Annotated in this window: 16 protein-coding genes; 9 read left to right on the plus strand and 7 right to left on the minus strand. The window is 53.1% G+C overall.

Going from position 1 to position 15288, the window contains the following annotated elements; translation table 11 throughout:
* Positions 1–229: 229 nt before the first annotated feature.
* The 5 genes from HMPREF9473_RS04950 to HMPREF9473_RS04970 are packed head-to-tail and all read right to left on the minus strand — an operon-like array spanning position 230 to position 5265.
* On the minus strand, positions 230–1978 hold the full coding sequence (locus HMPREF9473_RS04950; RefSeq protein WP_006778965.1) for an NADH-dependent [FeFe] hydrogenase, group A6: 1749 nt from the start codon (positions 1976–1978) through the stop codon (positions 230–232).
* Between the two features lie 15 nt (positions 1979–1993).
* The gene (gene nuoF / locus HMPREF9473_RS04955; protein WP_006778966.1) at positions 1994–3784 is read right to left on the minus strand and encodes an NADH-quinone oxidoreductase subunit NuoF; all 1791 of its coding nucleotides are present in this window, start codon (positions 3782–3784) and stop codon (positions 1994–1996) included.
* A gap of 12 nt (positions 3785–3796) precedes the next feature.
* The gene (locus HMPREF9473_RS04960) at positions 3797–4174 is read right to left on the minus strand and encodes a (2Fe-2S) ferredoxin domain-containing protein (RefSeq protein WP_006778967.1); all 378 of its coding nucleotides are present in this window, start codon (positions 4172–4174) and stop codon (positions 3797–3799) included.
* Between the two features lie 34 nt (positions 4175–4208).
* Positions 4209–4766, minus strand: coding sequence for a sensor histidine kinase (locus HMPREF9473_RS04965; RefSeq protein ID WP_006778968.1), 558 nt, complete (start codon positions 4764–4766; stop codon positions 4209–4211).
* A gap of 4 nt (positions 4767–4770) precedes the next feature.
* The gene (locus HMPREF9473_RS04970; RefSeq protein WP_006778969.1) at positions 4771–5265 is read right to left on the minus strand and encodes a complex I 24 kDa subunit family protein; all 495 of its coding nucleotides are present in this window, start codon (positions 5263–5265) and stop codon (positions 4771–4773) included.
* A gap of 290 nt (positions 5266–5555) precedes the next feature.
* On the opposite strand from HMPREF9473_RS04970, the gene HMPREF9473_RS04975 reads away from it, so the two are divergent.
* Genes HMPREF9473_RS04975 through HMPREF9473_RS04995 form a run of 5 tightly spaced genes read left to right on the plus strand, consistent with a single transcriptional unit; the run spans position 5556 to position 8833 of the window.
* Positions 5556–5903, plus strand: a complete 348-nt coding sequence (locus HMPREF9473_RS04975) for a DRTGG domain-containing protein (RefSeq protein ID WP_006778970.1) — start codon at positions 5556–5558, stop codon at positions 5901–5903.
* The gene (locus HMPREF9473_RS04980; RefSeq protein ID WP_006778971.1) at positions 5903–6325 is read left to right on the plus strand and encodes an ATP-binding protein; all 423 of its coding nucleotides are present in this window, start codon (positions 5903–5905) and stop codon (positions 6323–6325) included. The genes HMPREF9473_RS04975 and HMPREF9473_RS04980 overlap by 1 nt, the downstream gene beginning before the upstream one ends.
* 42 nt (positions 6326–6367) lie before the next feature.
* A complete protein-coding gene (locus HMPREF9473_RS04985; protein WP_034858784.1) occupies positions 6368–7756 on the plus strand; it encodes a [Fe-Fe] hydrogenase large subunit C-terminal domain-containing protein in 1389 nt (462 codons plus the stop codon).
* A 32-nt stretch (positions 7757–7788) separates the two neighbouring features.
* Complete coding sequence (locus HMPREF9473_RS04990) at positions 7789–8124, plus strand: hypothetical protein (RefSeq protein WP_006778973.1); 336 nt, start codon at positions 7789–7791, stop codon at positions 8122–8124.
* Entirely contained in the window at positions 8117–8833 is a 717-nt protein-coding gene (locus HMPREF9473_RS04995; RefSeq protein ID WP_006778974.1) for a PHP domain-containing protein, read from the plus strand. The genes HMPREF9473_RS04990 and HMPREF9473_RS04995 overlap by 8 nt, the downstream gene beginning before the upstream one ends.
* A gap of 76 nt (positions 8834–8909) precedes the next feature.
* On the opposite strand, the gene HMPREF9473_RS05000 is transcribed toward HMPREF9473_RS04995, so the two are convergent.
* Positions 8910–10835, minus strand: coding sequence for a 5'-nucleotidase C-terminal domain-containing protein (locus tag HMPREF9473_RS05000; RefSeq protein WP_006778975.1), 1926 nt, complete (start codon positions 10833–10835; stop codon positions 8910–8912).
* A gap of 227 nt (positions 10836–11062) precedes the next feature.
* Between HMPREF9473_RS05000 and HMPREF9473_RS05005 the strand changes: the two genes are divergently transcribed.
* Positions 11063–11683 (plus strand): hypothetical protein, encoded by a 621-nt coding sequence (locus HMPREF9473_RS05005; protein ID WP_006778976.1) that lies wholly within the window; start codon positions 11063–11065, stop codon positions 11681–11683.
* Positions 11684–11748: 65 nt separating this feature from the next.
* On the opposite strand, the gene HMPREF9473_RS05010 is transcribed toward HMPREF9473_RS05005, so the two are convergent.
* The gene (locus tag HMPREF9473_RS05010) at positions 11749–12948 is read right to left on the minus strand and encodes a coenzyme F420-0:L-glutamate ligase (protein WP_006778977.1); all 1200 of its coding nucleotides are present in this window, start codon (positions 12946–12948) and stop codon (positions 11749–11751) included.
* A 200-nt stretch (positions 12949–13148) separates the two neighbouring features.
* Here HMPREF9473_RS05010 and hisH point away from each other — a divergent pair, with 200 nt between their 5' ends.
* The 3 genes from hisH to HMPREF9473_RS05025 are packed head-to-tail and all read left to right on the plus strand — an operon-like array spanning position 13149 to position 15276.
* The gene (hisH, locus tag HMPREF9473_RS05015; RefSeq protein ID WP_034858791.1) at positions 13149–13757 is read left to right on the plus strand and encodes an imidazole glycerol phosphate synthase subunit HisH; all 609 of its coding nucleotides are present in this window, start codon (positions 13149–13151) and stop codon (positions 13755–13757) included.
* Positions 13758–13788: 31 nt separating this feature from the next.
* Positions 13789–14550, plus strand: coding sequence for an imidazole glycerol phosphate synthase subunit HisF (hisF, locus tag HMPREF9473_RS05020; protein WP_006778979.1), 762 nt, complete (start codon positions 13789–13791; stop codon positions 14548–14550).
* A gap of 48 nt (positions 14551–14598) precedes the next feature.
* A complete protein-coding gene (locus HMPREF9473_RS05025; RefSeq protein WP_006778980.1) occupies positions 14599–15276 on the plus strand; it encodes a uracil-DNA glycosylase in 678 nt (225 codons plus the stop codon).
* Positions 15277–15288 lie beyond the last annotated feature (12 nt).

Raw genomic sequence — 15288 nt, forward strand, 5'->3', positions numbered from 1 at the left:
AGGCTAGAAATCGCCCTAACCAAGGTATATACTAAAGAAAAAGATAAATTCAGTTAAACGGAGGTATATGTCCAGATAGCGACTCACATTCTGGAGGGCTGCACCGTCCGTATGAACGAAATTTTAGGAGAATAAACTCACAAACCAATTTATGATTCCGGATATAAAAAGAAACCCGATACAATGACCATCGTCAAAGTATCGGGTTTTTTTTATCCAATCTACTTACTTAAATCTCATTAATCCGTCTCTTCACATAAGTCGTATGCAGCAGATGATGTGCCATCTCACTGCCTGGTCTGCCAAGATAGGTATCATACAGCTCTTTAATCGCCGGATTCTCATGAGACTTTCTGATAGGATTGTTCTTATCAGAGTCATAGAGAACCTGGGCGCGGAGCGCTCTGACATCCACGGTGTTGCGTACCGGGCCTGGCTGTTGTGGCTGGCCGCCGCCGTTGACACATCCGCCTGGACAGCCCATAATCTCGATGAAGTGGTAGTCCGCCTCGCCGGATTTCACTTTGTCAAGCAGCTTCTTCGCGTTGCCAAGGCCGGAGGCCACAGCAACTTTGACATCCATTCCGGCAACCGGGTAGGTGGCCTCCTTGATGCCTTCCATGCCGCGGACATCGGTGAAGTCCAGAGCCGCCAGCTCTTCCCCGGTCAGTGTCTCCACTGCGGTACGAAGGGCCGCCTCCATAACACCGCCGGTAGCGCCGAAGATGACAGCCGCACCGGTGCCAAGACCGAGAGGCGCGTCAAATTCTTCGTCAGGCAGCTCGTTGAAACGGATGCCCAGCTTCTTTATCATTCTTGCCAGCTCCCTGGTGGTCAGAGAGTAGTCCACATCCGGCACGCCGTTGGCGGCCTGGTCGTTTCTGCCAATCTCGAACTTCTTGGCGGTACATGGCATGATACTTACGGATACGATATCCTTCGGCTTTAAGCCCTGTTTCTCCGCATAGTAGGATTTGGCGATGGCGCCAAACATCTGCTGTGGGGATTTACAGCTGGACAAGTTCTCGGTCATATCCGGGAAGTAGTGCTCGCAGTATTTAATCCATCCTGGAGAACAGGAGGTAATCATCGGAAGCACCCCGCCGTGCTGTACTCTTTCAATAAACTCGTGGGCCTCCTCCATAATGGTTAAGTCCGCACTGAAGTTGGTGTCAAATACCTTGTCAAAGCCGATTCTTCTCAGAGCCGCGGCCATCTTGCCTTCCACATTGGTTCCAATCGGATAACCGAATTCTTCCCCAAGTCCGGCACGGACAGCAGGAGCGGTCTGTACAATCACATGTTTGTCCGGGTCCGCGATGGCAGCCAGAACATCGTCAATGTAATCCTTCTCGCGAAGAGCGCCGGTTGGGCAGACTGCGATACACTGACCACAGGATACACAGCTGGTCTCGCCCAGCCCCATCTTGAAGGCAGAGCCGATATTGGTGTCAAATCCACGGTCATTGGCGCCGATCACGCCGATGCCCTGAACCTTCTCGCAGACAGCCACGCAGCGGCGGCAGAGGATACATTTGCTGTTGTCGCGAATCATGTGGGCCGCGCTGTCATCCGGGCAGGACTGTGTCACAGCGCCATCATAGTACGCCTCGTCCTCCACACCCAGCTCCTTGGCTAAGGTCTGTAACTCACAGTTGCCGCTTCGCACACAGGAGAGACATTTTCTCTCATGGTTGGAGAGCAGAAGCTGCAGAGTCTTCTTTCTGGAATCCAGTACTTTTGGGGTGTTGGTAAATACTTCCATCCCCGGGTTGATTGGGTATACACAGGAAGCCACCAGGCTTCTTGCGCCCTTTACCTCTACCACGCACATACGGCAGGCGCCGATTTCGTTAATCTCTTTGAGGAAACAAAGCGTCGGAATCTCAATATGTGCGATTCTGGCTGCCTCAAGAATGGTAGAGCCTTTTGGAGCACTGACTTCTGTGCCGTTAATTTTAATTGTAATATTCTCCATCTTGATTCTCCTCCATTATTTCTTGTAAATAGCGCCGAATTTACATTTCTCCATACAAGCGCCACACTTGATACACTTATCCTGGTCAATGACATGAGGATTCTTAACCGTACCGACGATCGCGTTGTTTGGACAGTTTCTGGCACACAAGGTACATCCCTTACATTTATCCGGGTCGATGTTGTAGGACATGAGAGCCTTACAAACGCCGGCCGGACATTTCTTATCCCTGATATGAGCTTCATACTCATCGCGGAAGAAGCGCAGGGTGGAGAGAACCGGGTTCGGTGCTGTCTGGCCTAAGCCGCACAGTGCATTTTCCTTAATATAGTAGCAGAGCTCTTCCAGCTTATCCAAATCTTCCATGGTAGCTTTGCCTTTGGTAATCTTGTCGAGAATCTCCAGCATACGCTTGGTTCCTACACGGCATGGGGTACATTTACCGCAGGATTCCTCCACGGTGAACTCCAGGAAGAACTTGGCGATATCCACCATACAGTCGTCCTCATCCAGAACAATCAGACCGCCGGAGCCCATCATGGAGCCGATGGCAATCAGGTTGTCATAGTCAATCGGAATGTCGAAGTGCTCTGCCGGGATACATCCGCCGGAAGGTCCGCCGGTCTGAGCCGCCTTGAACTTCTTGCCGTTTGGAATGCCGCCGCCGATTTCTTCGATGACTTCCCGGAGGGTTGTTCCCATGGGAACCTCCACCAGTCCGGTGTTATGTATCTTGCCGCCCAGAGCGAATACCTTGGTGCCCTTGGACTTCTCCGTACCCATGGATGCGAACCACTCCGCACCGTTTAAGATAATCTGAGGAATATTGGCATAGGTCTCCACGTTGTTTAAGATGGTTGGCTTGCCAAACAGACCCTTCTGGGCTGGGAACGGAGGTCTCGGTCTTGGCTCACCGCGGTTGCCCTCGATGGAGGTCATGAGAGCGGTCTCCTCACCACACACGAACGCGCCGGCGCCCAGTCTCAAGTCGATATCGAAGGAGAAGTCGGAGCCGAAAATGTTGTTGCCCAAAAGTTCCATCTCTCTGGCCTGGCTGATGGCAATTTTCAAACGCTCAACGGCGATCGGGTACTCCGCACGAACGTAGATGTAACCCTGGGAAGCGCCGATGGCATAGCCTGCGATAGTCATAGCCTCCAACAGTGCATGTGGGTCACCTTCCAGCACGGAACGGTCCATAAATGCACCAGGGTCGCCCTCGTCGGCGTTACAGCAGACATACTTCTGGTCCGCGTCATTGCCCTTGGCCAGCTTCCATTTGAGGCCAGTGGAGAAACCGCCGCCGCCGCGTCCGCGAAGACCGCTGTCCAACAGAGTCTGGATTACGTCATCCGGAGTCATCTCCGTGAGAACCTTGCCAAGCGCTGCATATCCGCCGGTACCGATGTACTCCTCGATAACCTCCGGGTTGATAACACCACAGTTGCGCAGGGCAATCCGGTGCTGCTTTTTGTAGAAGTCAGTGTCACTTAAGGCTTTCACGCCGCCGCCGGCAGTGACGGTCTCCTGGTAGAGAAGTCTGGTGACAACTCTTCCCTTTAACAGATGCTCGGATACGATTTCAGGAATATCACTTACCTGAACCATAGAATAGAAGGTTGCATCCGGGTAGATAATCATAATCGGGCCCAGTGCACAGAGGCCGTGGCAGCCTGTCTGAACGACGGCAACTTCCTCCGTGAGGCCGTTTTTCTGGATTTCTTCTTTTAATGTTTCCAATATCTGCTGGCTTCCGGAGGAAGTACATCCTGTTCCGCCGCAAACTAATACATGTGAACGATACATTGGGGCTCCTCCTTATTTGATGTCTGCTGAACTTAATGTGTAGTTTTCCACAACATGACCACCAATCAGATGACGCTCTACAATTTCTTCTGCTTTTTCTGGTGTCATTTTAATATAGGTAACTTTTTCCTTGCCAGGTTCCAGTACTTCGACGATTGGCTCGTATTGGCATAAGCCGATACAGCCTGTCTGGGTAACGGATACTTTGTTTGTCAGTCCACGTTCCTGAACCAGGTTTGACAAGGTGGTGAGCACAGGTCTGGCTCCACTTGCGATTCCACAGGTTGCCATGCCGACTACTACACGGGTGTGCGCATGGTCTTCTCCGCGCATGCTGACCTGACTCTGCATCTTCTCGCGGATTGCCTTTAATTCTTCAAGAGTTTTCATGATTATTCCTCCAATTTAGGATGCCTTACTATGGTTAATACTGGGCACCGCCGTCAGTTTCTAATTTATTTTCCTGTAAATACTCCATGATGTATGAGGAAATCTCCGGCGTGTCAAAGGGGATGTCCCCAATCACCTCGCGAAATTCCCTGGTGTCCAGTGTAAATGTGTTATCGTTGTACTGGTAGTGATAGACGAATTCTGTCTCCGGATGATACACAATCAGCGTGTGAATCGTGCTGGAAATGTCTCCGAGAGGCATGCGGTCTATATGGGAAAGTACGAATACCGCGGTAACGGTAGTTCCGATACCGACCTGGGATTCAATGGTAAAGCTGCCACCGGTGCTCTCTGCCGCGTACTTGAAAAACGGAACGCCGAGCCCCACCTTACGGGTGGTTCTGCTGGTGAAGAAGGGGTCTGTCACCCTCTCAATCTGTTCTTCGCTCATACCGCAGCCGTCATCTTCAATGATGATAGTAAGCCTGTCCGCGTTAAAATCGGCCGCTACCGTGATGGTAACTAACTTCGCGCCGGCTCTGGTGGAGTTCTCTGCCACATCCAGGACATTTAAGGAAATCTCCGTCATCATAGGCTTATCGGTACTTCGCTAAGATACCGGGAATATCGTCAGGAACCAGTCTGCCATAAACCTCATCATTCACCATCATGACAGGGGCAAGTCCGCAGGCGCCTACACAACGGCAGGAGTCTAAGGAGAACTTACCGTCGGGAGTACACTCCCCGTTGGTGATTCCAAGCAGTTCTTCCAATTTGGTAAAGATTGCGCCGGAACCCTTTACATAGCAGGCAGTTCCCAGGCATACGGAAATTTTATATTTGCCTTTTGGCTGCAGGGCGAACTGGGCATAGAAAGTAGCCACCCCATAAATCTTCTCTAACGGAACTCCTGTTTCATCGGAAATCATGGTCTGTACTTCAATAGGAAGATAACCATATATTTCCTGTGCCTTCTGCATAATTGGCATCAGGGCACCTTTTGTGTCTTTTAGCTCAGCAATCGCTTCTTTTAAAGCAGCTTCCTGCTCCGCTGTTCCGCTAAAAGGAACACCTTTTTGTTTGCAAGCCATCTTAAACCCTCCTCTTTGTGTTTATATGCAATGTATATAACATTTTACCATGTTAATGACAAAAAATCCACATCTTGCCTGGATTATTTTGTAAAAAAATTAACAATGCCAATTTGGCTTTTTGAAAGATTGTAAAGTCAATGAATTCCGTATGCTTTCGTTGTTGCACAAATAAAAGTTTCATGTATAATTGTATGTAGAAGTATATTGGTAACAAAAAGTTTTGGTGAAATGAGCAGGAAACCGTATCAGGAATAGGAAACACATAGGGAATGTGAGGAGATGGACATATGACAGTAAAAGATGTAATGGACGTTCTGGGAGCTAGAGTTTTAACCGGGGAGGAGTATCTGGACAGGGAAGTGAGGAGCGCCTGCGGCTCTGATATGATGAGCGATGTGCTGGCATTTTCCAAGGACCACTCCATATTGCTGACAGGGCTTTGCAATCCGCAGGTGATCAGGACGGCGGAGATGCTGGATATTGTTTGTGTAATTTTTGTCAGAGGCAAGAAGCCGGATGAGACGATTCTCGAGATGGCCAAAGAGAGAAATCTGGTGATACTGGAGACCGGACACAGGATGTTTTCCGCCTGTGGAATGTTATATGAAGCCGGGTTACATGGAGGTGCGATTTAATGGCGGATGTCATCACGTTAACGTATCACATCTCGCCGGATGATTTCACCCGGGCGGGGGAAGCCAGCAGTGATGTGAAGAGTAAATTAAAGCAGATGGGGGTATCCCCGGAGGCAGTCAGAAAGGTTGCCATCGCCATGTATGAGGGCGAAATCAATATGGTCATCCATGCGGAGGGTGGAGATATCACGGTTGAGATATCGCCCCAGTGCATCCGCATGGTTCTGGCGGATAAGGGTCCTGGAATTCCCGATGTGGACCAGGCTATGCAGGCGGGGTGGTCCACGGCGCCGGATGAGGTACGCTCCCTGGGATTTGGAGCGGGGATGGGGCTGCCCAATATGAAGAAATATACGGATACCATGAAGATTGATACCGTTCTGGGAGTTGGAACGACCATTGAGATGGTGGTGAACCTGTAACGGGAGAAGGAAAGATTATTTAGGAGAGAAAGGGGTGTGGGGATGGACAAATTTTACCATTCGGTGAGGTTGGACCCGGCCCTTTGCAAGGGGTGCATCAACTGCATCAAGCGGTGTCCCACGCAGGCAATCCGCGTGAGGAACGGCAAGGCGCAGATTAATGGAAAATTTTGTATTGACTGCGGAGAATGTATCCGCGTCTGTCCGCATCACGCCAAGCATGCCACCTATGACAAGCTGGACGTGATGAAGCAGTACGAGTACACGGTGGCCCTGCCGGCGCCGTCGCTGTACGGCCAGTTTAACAATCTGGATGATGTGAATATTGTGCTGAACGGTCTGCTGCTCATGGGATTTGACGATGTGTTTGAGGTGGGAGCCGCGGCGGAGATTGTGTCGGAGGCCACCAGAAGCTATCTGACGGAGCACGAGGACCAGTTGCCGGTTATCAGCACGGCCTGCCCGTCGGTGGTCCGTCTGATCCGGGTGCGTTTTCCAAACCTGATACCGCATTTACTGCCGCTCAATCCACCGGTGGAGGTGGCGGCCTGTATGGCGGTGGAGCGGGCGATGAAGAAGACCGGGCTTGCGAGAGAGAAGATAGGCATCATTTTCATTTCCCCATGTCCGTCCAAGGTGACGTATGTGAAGTCGCCGCTGGGCACGGAGAAGAGCGAGGTGGACCATGTGCTGGCCATCAAGGAGGTATATCCCCAGCTCCTTTCCTACATGAAAGTGGTGGGGGAGGATGGACCGGAGATTGGCACCTCCGGAAAGATTGGAGTCAGCTGGGGACGGAGCGGCGGCGAGGCCAGCGGTCTGTTCACGGAGAACTATCTGGCGGCGGATGGCATTGAGAATGTGATTCGGGTGCTGGAGGATTTGGAGGACCAGAAGCTGCCCAGCTTGAAGTTTGTGGAGTTAAACGCGTGCAGCGGCGGCTGTGTCGGCGGCGTGCTGACGGTGGAGAACCCTTACGTGGCCGAGGTGAAATTAAAACGCCTCCGCAAATACATGCCGGTGGCCAGAAGCCATATGGAGGCGGATGCCGTTGATTGTGTTCCCTGGACCACAGGCGTCCAGTTTGAGCCGGTGTTCCGGCTGGGGGACAATATGATGGAGAGCTTTTCCAGACTGGAACGGGTGGAGCGGCTGTGCAAGAAGTTCCCGGGGCTGGACTGTGGCTCCTGCGGAGCGCCTACCTGCAAGGCTTTGGCGGAGGATATTGTCCGCGGGGAAGCCAGCGAGAAGGACTGCGTCTATTTCCTCCGGGATAATCTCCACAGTCTGTCCCAGGAGGTGGCCATACTGGCGGATGACCTGGCGGACGGAGACAAGGGAGGCACGGAGACGCTGAACATTCTGAAAGAGTATATTCAGCGCATCTCGGATGAGATGACAGTGCTGGACAGCAAGGTGCGGGAGAAATAATGTGCCGGAAAGCTGGAAAGGAGAATACGTTTATGACAGTAAAGGAACTGGCGGAGTGTGGGAAATTCCGTGTGATTAATATGGGGGATAACCCGGAGCGGGAGATTACAAAGCCATTCTGCTGTGATCTGCTCAGCATTGCCATGGGGAAGGCGCCGGAGGGCGGCGCGTGGGTGACGGTGATGGGCAATATGAACACGCTGGCGGTGGCGTCCCTGGCGGATGTGGCCTGCGTAATTATGGCGGAAGGGGCGGTTCTGGATGAGGTGGCGGCCGGGAAGGCGAAGCAGCAGGAGATCACGGTGCTGGCCACGGAGGAGCCTATTTTTGAGGCGGCTCTCGCCATCCATGAGATGATACATGGCTGAATTATACTATGATTTACATATTCATTCCTGCCTGTCCCCATGCGGGGATGATGATATGACGCCGGCCAATATTGTGGGAATGGCGGCCATCAAGGGCTTGGACGTGATAGCGGTGACGGACCACAATTCCTGCCGGAACTGTCCGGCGGTGATGAGGGCGGCGGAGGAATACGGGATTCTGGCGGTTCCGGGGATGGAGATTAACACCTCGGAGGAGGTTCACGCGGTGTGCCTGTTTCCCACACTGGAGCGGGCCCTGGAGTTTGACGCCTATGTGTACGAAAAGCTGGTGAAGTTTCCCAACAACGAGGCTGTCTTCGGAAAGCAGCAGATGTATGACGAGGAGGACAATGTCTGCGGCACGGAGCCCAATCTGCTGATTAACGCCACGGAGATATCCTTTGATGAGCTGTGGACACTGGTCAGGGGATACGACGGGGTCATGTTCCCGGCCCATATTGAAAAGTCAGCCAACAGCCTGATTGCCAACCTGGGATTTATCCCGCCGGACAGCCAGTTTCGGACGGCGGAGATGAAGGATTTGAAGAAACTTCATGAGGTGAAGCGGGCGAACCCGTATCTGGAGAATTGCCGGATCATCAGCAATTCCGACGCCCATTACCTGGAGCATATACAGGAGCCTGAGCTGACGCTTCACGTGGAGGAGCGGACGGTAGCGGCGGTGATTCAGGCGCTGCTGGAAGGATAGCGTTATAAAATTCAAAAAATAATGGCAGTGTACCATCCGTAAAGAGAAGGTACACTGCCATTTGTGTTAGGATGCCCTATGAAGCCGGCAACTCCAGCAGCTGGTCCACATAGATGATATTCGGGTTGGCGATTCTTGACTTGTTCAGCGCATAAATCTCCGGCCACCGCCCGCCGTCGCCCAGCTTCTTATTGGAAATCTTCCACAGCGTATCGCCGCGGATCACCCTGTAAATTGATGCCGCCTTCTGAAGCTCCGGGGAACCGGTCTCCGGAAGCTCGGTCACCTGGTTGGCGCCCCTGACATAGATGCGGGCCGCCGGCTGACCGTACTGCTCCGCCGTGATCACGCCCTTCAAGGCCGTGGTGGTGTAGTCAATCAGCGCATCCTCCAGGGACACTCCGGTCACGTAACCATTTTCCTGATAGGCATCCTTGAAGGAATAGTAGGTGTCGCCGCCCGCGGCGGTAAAGTCGTTGGTTGCTATGGTGTAGGTCCGCTCCAAATCAAGGGGAACGCCGCCCACCATCACATTTTTGACGCGGGTTCCCGGATTGGCGCAGCGATAGTAGGTGCCGTAGGCTTCCCCGTTCTTGTAGGGCTTGGACGTATCCAGGGTAAAGGTAATCCCCGATACCTGCGGAAATGCTCCCAGCGCCGCCGGCGCCGCGTAGGTGGCGGCTTCCAGCGCTTCCAAAAGCTCCTGTCCGGTTAGCTCCATGACAGCCACCTGGTTGCCAAAGGGGAAGACCGTCTTCATATCCAGCATGGAAATGTCTCCCGCTGGGATGGATTCCCGGATGCCGCCGCCGTTGGTGATGGCCGCGTCCACGGTCCCGCCGATGGACTTGTTGGCGCTCCACCGGATGGCGTCCGCCGCGAAGTCACCCAGATTGGTCTCCTGTGTCCGGTTGCCCGGCTCGCGCTCCCCGTTTAACATCACTTCTGTTTTGGCAAATACCTTGCCAAGCTCTTTGTTAATCTCATCGTTTTTCGCCTTGACAGCCGCTTCCACGGTTTTGTCTTTTCCCGTATAGACATCGGCGGAAACCAGCTGGGAGGATAGCTCCTTTGTGTTCGTATCGTAGAGAACCACCCCGGCGTTGGCCAGGTTGGAACCAGTGCTGACGATGAGGGTATCGCTGTTATTGCGGAAGGATGGATAGGACGCTTTATCAACCGGCGCGCCATTTTCCATAACCGTATGGCTGTGGCCGTCGATAAACAAATCGATGCCGGTCACATGGTTTACCACGTCCACGGAGCGGCTGCCTGAGGCGGCGCTCTCCTCATCGATGCCCAGATGGCCGAGGGCCACAATCAAATCACAGCCGGACGCTTTTAACTGGTCCACCTGATTCTGGGCGCAGGCGTAGAGCTCTTTGCCCTGGAGAAATTCCAGCCCCTTCATCTTGTCCGGGCTGGCCTTGGTGGCCGTCTCCGGGGTGTCCAGTCCGAAGACGCCGACCTTCAGACCGCTTTTCGTGGTAAAAATACGTTTTGAGTCAAAAACGACGGATTTGTTGTTCTTGTATACAATGTTGGCGGCCAGAACCGGGAATTTGGCGTCCTTTATCAGGGCTTTTAGGTTGTCCACGCCCCAGTCAAACTCGTGGTTGCCGGGACACATGGCATCGTAGCCGGCCAGATTCATAAAGGCGATGGCGTCCGCTCCCTGGGACTGGTTCACCAGAGCTGTCCCCTGACAGGCGTCCCCTGCAGAAAGCAGAAGAGTGTCGGCCCCTGCCGCCTCGTAGTCCTTCTTTAGCTGGGCAATGGCTGCCGTTCCCAGCACGCCGTCGTCTGCCATATCGCGTCCATGTGTGTCGTTGGTATGGATGATAACCAGTTTGCCGCTCACGTCACCGATGGTAAAAGCCGCGCCGCTTTTGGCAGCCGCCATGGCTGGAATGGCGGGCATCGCTGTCATCATGACCAGCGTAAAGGCAAGGAGCAGTGATATGTATTTTGAGTGTTTCAGTCTTAACTGAAGCTGTTTCATGAAGTATTCACCTCCGTGTAGGTTTGTCACAAACGGTTTTATTCGCACCCTCATATTATCATAATTCTGGGGAAAAGCCTATCTTTTTTGGGAAAATTCCCAGGATTTTTCGCTTTCTTGAACCTGAGGGGCGGATATGGTATGATGGGAAGAGACATGGCACAAGATAGGAACCTGGCTCTGTCATGTGAGAAGACGAAGAGAAAAAATAATGGAGAAGAATAGCTATGAATGATAAGACAGAACAGATAAAAGCCCGCCTGGCGGACTGCGGAAAGGTGCTGGTAGGCATCGGAAAAGAGTGGAAGAAGGAGGGAAATGACGACGTGATGGCCGCCTACGAGGCCCTGCACCAGCTCATCAAGGATAAGGACTATTTTATCGTCACCACCAACACGGACGGAGCCATCTGGGACTCCTCCCTGGATGATAGCAGAATCACCGCACCCTGCGGAAATGTGAACTGGCGGCAGTGTTCCAAAGCCTGCACAAAGGACATCTGGGAGGCCGGCGAGGTGCCGGACGACATCTGTCCCCACTGCGGCGCCCCTCTGACCGGCAATACGGTGGAGGCGGAGACTTATATAGAAGAAGGATACCTTCCGTCCTGGAACGCCTACACCAAATGGCTGACCACCACGCTCAATAAAAATCTGGTGGTGCTGGAACTGGGGGAGGGATTCAAGACGCCCACAGTCATCCGGTGGCCCTTTGAAAAGACCGTATTTTTCAACCGGAAATCCTATCTCTACCGGGTAAACGGGACATTTTCCCAGATATCGGAGGAGATAAAGGAGCGGGCGGAAGGAATTGCGGAGAATTCCGTGACGTGGATCACGCAGCTGTGATGATAAAATGGCCGCCCGGTCAGTTTTGTAAACTGTCCGGGCGGCCATTTTTCGCTGCATAAATTTTATTTTGTATAATTGTCAAAGTATCCCTGAATATAGATAACCGGGGTCCCCTTGTCGCCGGAGCCGGAGGTCAAATCACAGAGCGAACCGATCAGGTCGGTCAATCGTCTCGGCGTGGTTCCCTGGGACGCCATATCGCCCACCAGGTTGTCCGCCTTGTTGCGGATGCGCTCGGAGATGGCAGCCTTCAATTCCTCACCGCTCAAGTCCGCGAAATCATTGTCTGCCAGATATTTTAACTTAATCTCGTTTGGCTGTCCGTTGAGACCCGGTGTGAAGGCCGGGGATACGCAGGGGTCAGCCAGCTCCCAGATTTTGCCGATAGGGTCCTTGAAGGCGCCGTCGCCGTAGACCATAACCTCGATTTGTCTGCCGGTGCGCTCCTTCATCATCTGCTGAACCTGGTTCACGAACGGCTCGCAGTCTCTTGGGAACAGCTTGACCGTGTCCTCGGTGGCCTTGTTGGAGCCCAGCAGGCCGTAGTTTTCGTTGTATCCGCTGCCGTTTACCGGGGCAGTTAAAATGTCATCCAGGCCGTACACGGTTTTGGCGCCGGCGGCCAGCAGACGGCGTTTCGTTCTGGCGCGGGAGTGGATGTCGCAGCAGAGTACACTGTCGGTGTAGTCAAGAATCGTGCGGCAGTCGTTGGCCAGCACCACCTCCACCTCGGCGCCCTGCTCGGTGATCAGCTCTTTATAAACTTCGATGTAGTCCACACCGGTAAATTCATGTTTTTTGTATCCAAATAATTCCCGGTAGCGCTCCTCCGACAGCACGTCAGACCATGGATTCACTCCCTTTTCATCCAGCTCGTCCTCGTCAACCAGATGGTTGCCCACCTCATCCGATGGGTAGGACAGCATGAGTACAATCTTTTTCGCGCCTTTTGCGATTCCCTTTAAGCAGATGGAAAAACGGTTTCTGCTGAGAATCGGGAAAATGACGCCGATGGTGGAGTCTCCGTATTTGGCCTTTACATCGGCGGCAATATCGTTGACGGTGGCATAGTTGCCCTGGGCTCTTGCGACAACGGCCTCTGTGACAGCCAGCACGTCCATATCACGGACGGTAAATCCCTCGTCATTGTCTGCGGCAGCTGCCAGCACGGAATCCACAACGATTTGTGCCAGGTTATCTCCTTCGCGGATGATTGGTGTACGTACCCCTCTGGATATCGTTCCGACTAAACGTTCCCCCATATCTTGATTCTCCTTTGACTGTTATTTTATTTGCATGGTTTTGCATCTTTTGGTATTTCCTACTACATTATAGAGGAAAACTGCAAAAGTTACAAATGGTTTTCAAAACTTGTAATGATTTACGCATTGTGTGAGCGGGCGGGTTGTGATAAAATAATGACAAAAAGGTGTATCAGCTGACAAAAAAGGATGGGATGCGTGTGATAGCGATAATCGATTATGATGCAGGAAACTTACGGAGCGTGGAGAAAGCGCTGACGGCGCTGGGGGAGAAGCCGGTGATTACCAGTGACAGCCATGAGATTCTCTCGGCGGACAAGGTGATACTTCCGGGAGTCGGCTCCTTCGGGGACGCCATGGGACGGCTGCATCAGTACGGGCTGGTCGACGTCATCCGCCAGGTGGCGGACCAGGGAACGCCGTTTCTTGGTATCTGCCTGGGACTTCAGCTGATGTTTGAGAGCAGTGAGGAGAGTGTGGGTGTGGAAGGCCTGGGACTGCTTCGCGGGACCATTAAGAAGATTCCCGACTGTCCGGGACTTAAGATTCCCCATATGGGGTGGAATTCCCTGGATATCACGCCGGGAGCCAGACTCTTTCAGGGCGTGGAGCAGGGAGCGTACGTGTACTTCGTGCATTCCTACTATCTGGAGGCGGAGGACGAAAAAATCGTGGCGGCTTCCACCCAGTACAGCACCAGAATCCACGCGTCGGTGGAGTCCGGCAACGTGTTTGCCTGCCAGTTCCATCCGGAGAAGAGCAGCAGTGTGGGGCTTCAGATTCTGAAGAACTTTATTGAGATAAACTAGAACCTAACATCATGATTTCCAGGAGGCGGCCATGCATACGAAGAGAATTATTCCATGTCTGGATGTACATAACGGCAGAGTAGTGAAAGGTGTCAATTTTGTGAACCTGCGGGACGCGGGGGACCCGGTGGAGATTGCGGCGGCCTACGATAAGGCCGGTGCGGACGAACTGGTATTTCTGGATATCACGGCTTCCTCCGACGCCAGAAACACGGTGGTGGACATGGTGCGCCGGGTGGCGGAGAAGGTGTTTATTCCCTTTACGGTGGGCGGCGGAATCCGCACGGTGGATGATTTCCGGATGCTGCTTCGGGAAGGGGCGGACAAGATATCCATCAATTCCTCGGCCATCAATACGCCGGAGCTGATATCGGAGGCGGCGGACAAGTTTGGACGCCAGTGTGTGGTGGTGGCTATTGACGCGAGAAGGCGGGAGGACGGCTCCGGCTGGAATGTGTACAAGAACGGCGGCCGGATTGACACGGGGCTTGATGCCCTTTTGTGGGCGGAGAAGGCGGACCGTCTGGGAGCGGGGGAGATTCTCCTCACCAGCATGGACTGCGACGGCACCAAGGCGGGATATGACAACGAGCTGACCGCTCTGATTGCGGAGCATGTCTCAGTCCCGGTGATTGCGTCCGGCGGGGCCGGAACCATGGACCATTTTTATGATACCCTGACAAAAGGGAAGGCGGACGCGGCTCTGGCTGCTTCGCTGTTTCACTATAAAGAACTGGAGATTATGGAGCTTAAGAGATATCTGGCGGGGCGCGGGTTATCCATGCGCCTGTGATGTTGGAAGACTGGAAGGAAAAGTACGAATGAGGAGGGAACATCAGATATGGGAATGATAGAGAATGACTGGCTGCAGGCCGTTGGCGGAGAATTTCGGAAACCTTATTATAAGGAACTGTACGAGTTTGTGAAGCAGGAGTACAGCACAAGGGTGATCTATCCGCCGGCAGATGATATTTTTAACGCGCTTCATTTTACACCGCTAAAAGAGGTGAAGGTGCTGATACTGGGGCAGGACCCTTATCACAACGAGCACCAGGCCCACGGACTCAGCTTTTCGGTGCTGCCGGAGCAGAAGGAGATTCCACCGTCTCTGCAGAACATTTACCAGGAACTCCACGACGATTTGGGCTGCTACATACCCAACAACGGGTATCTGGAGAAATGGGCGAGACAGGGCGTTCTGATGCTGAACACGGTGCTGACCGTCCGGGCCCATCAGGCCAACTCCCACCAGGGGAAGGGCTGGGAGAAGTTTACGGACGCCATTATCGAGGCGGTGAATGAGCAGGACAGACCGATTGTCTACATGCTGTGGGGGAGACCGGCCCAGAACAAGATTCCGATGTTAAACAATCCGAAGCATCTGATATTGAAGGCGCCTCATCCCAGCCCGCTGTCTGCTTACCGGGGATTTTTCGGCTGTCAGCATTTCAGCCAGGCCAATGAATTTTTGAAGGCTCATGGGGTAGAGCCGATTGACTGGCAGATCGAGAACTTATAGGACATCCGGAAT

The sequence above is a fragment of the Hungatella hathewayi WAL-18680 genome (assembly GCF_000235505.1).
GTDB classification, from domain to species: domain Bacteria; phylum Bacillota; class Clostridia; order Lachnospirales; family Lachnospiraceae; genus Hungatella_A; species Hungatella_A hathewayi_A.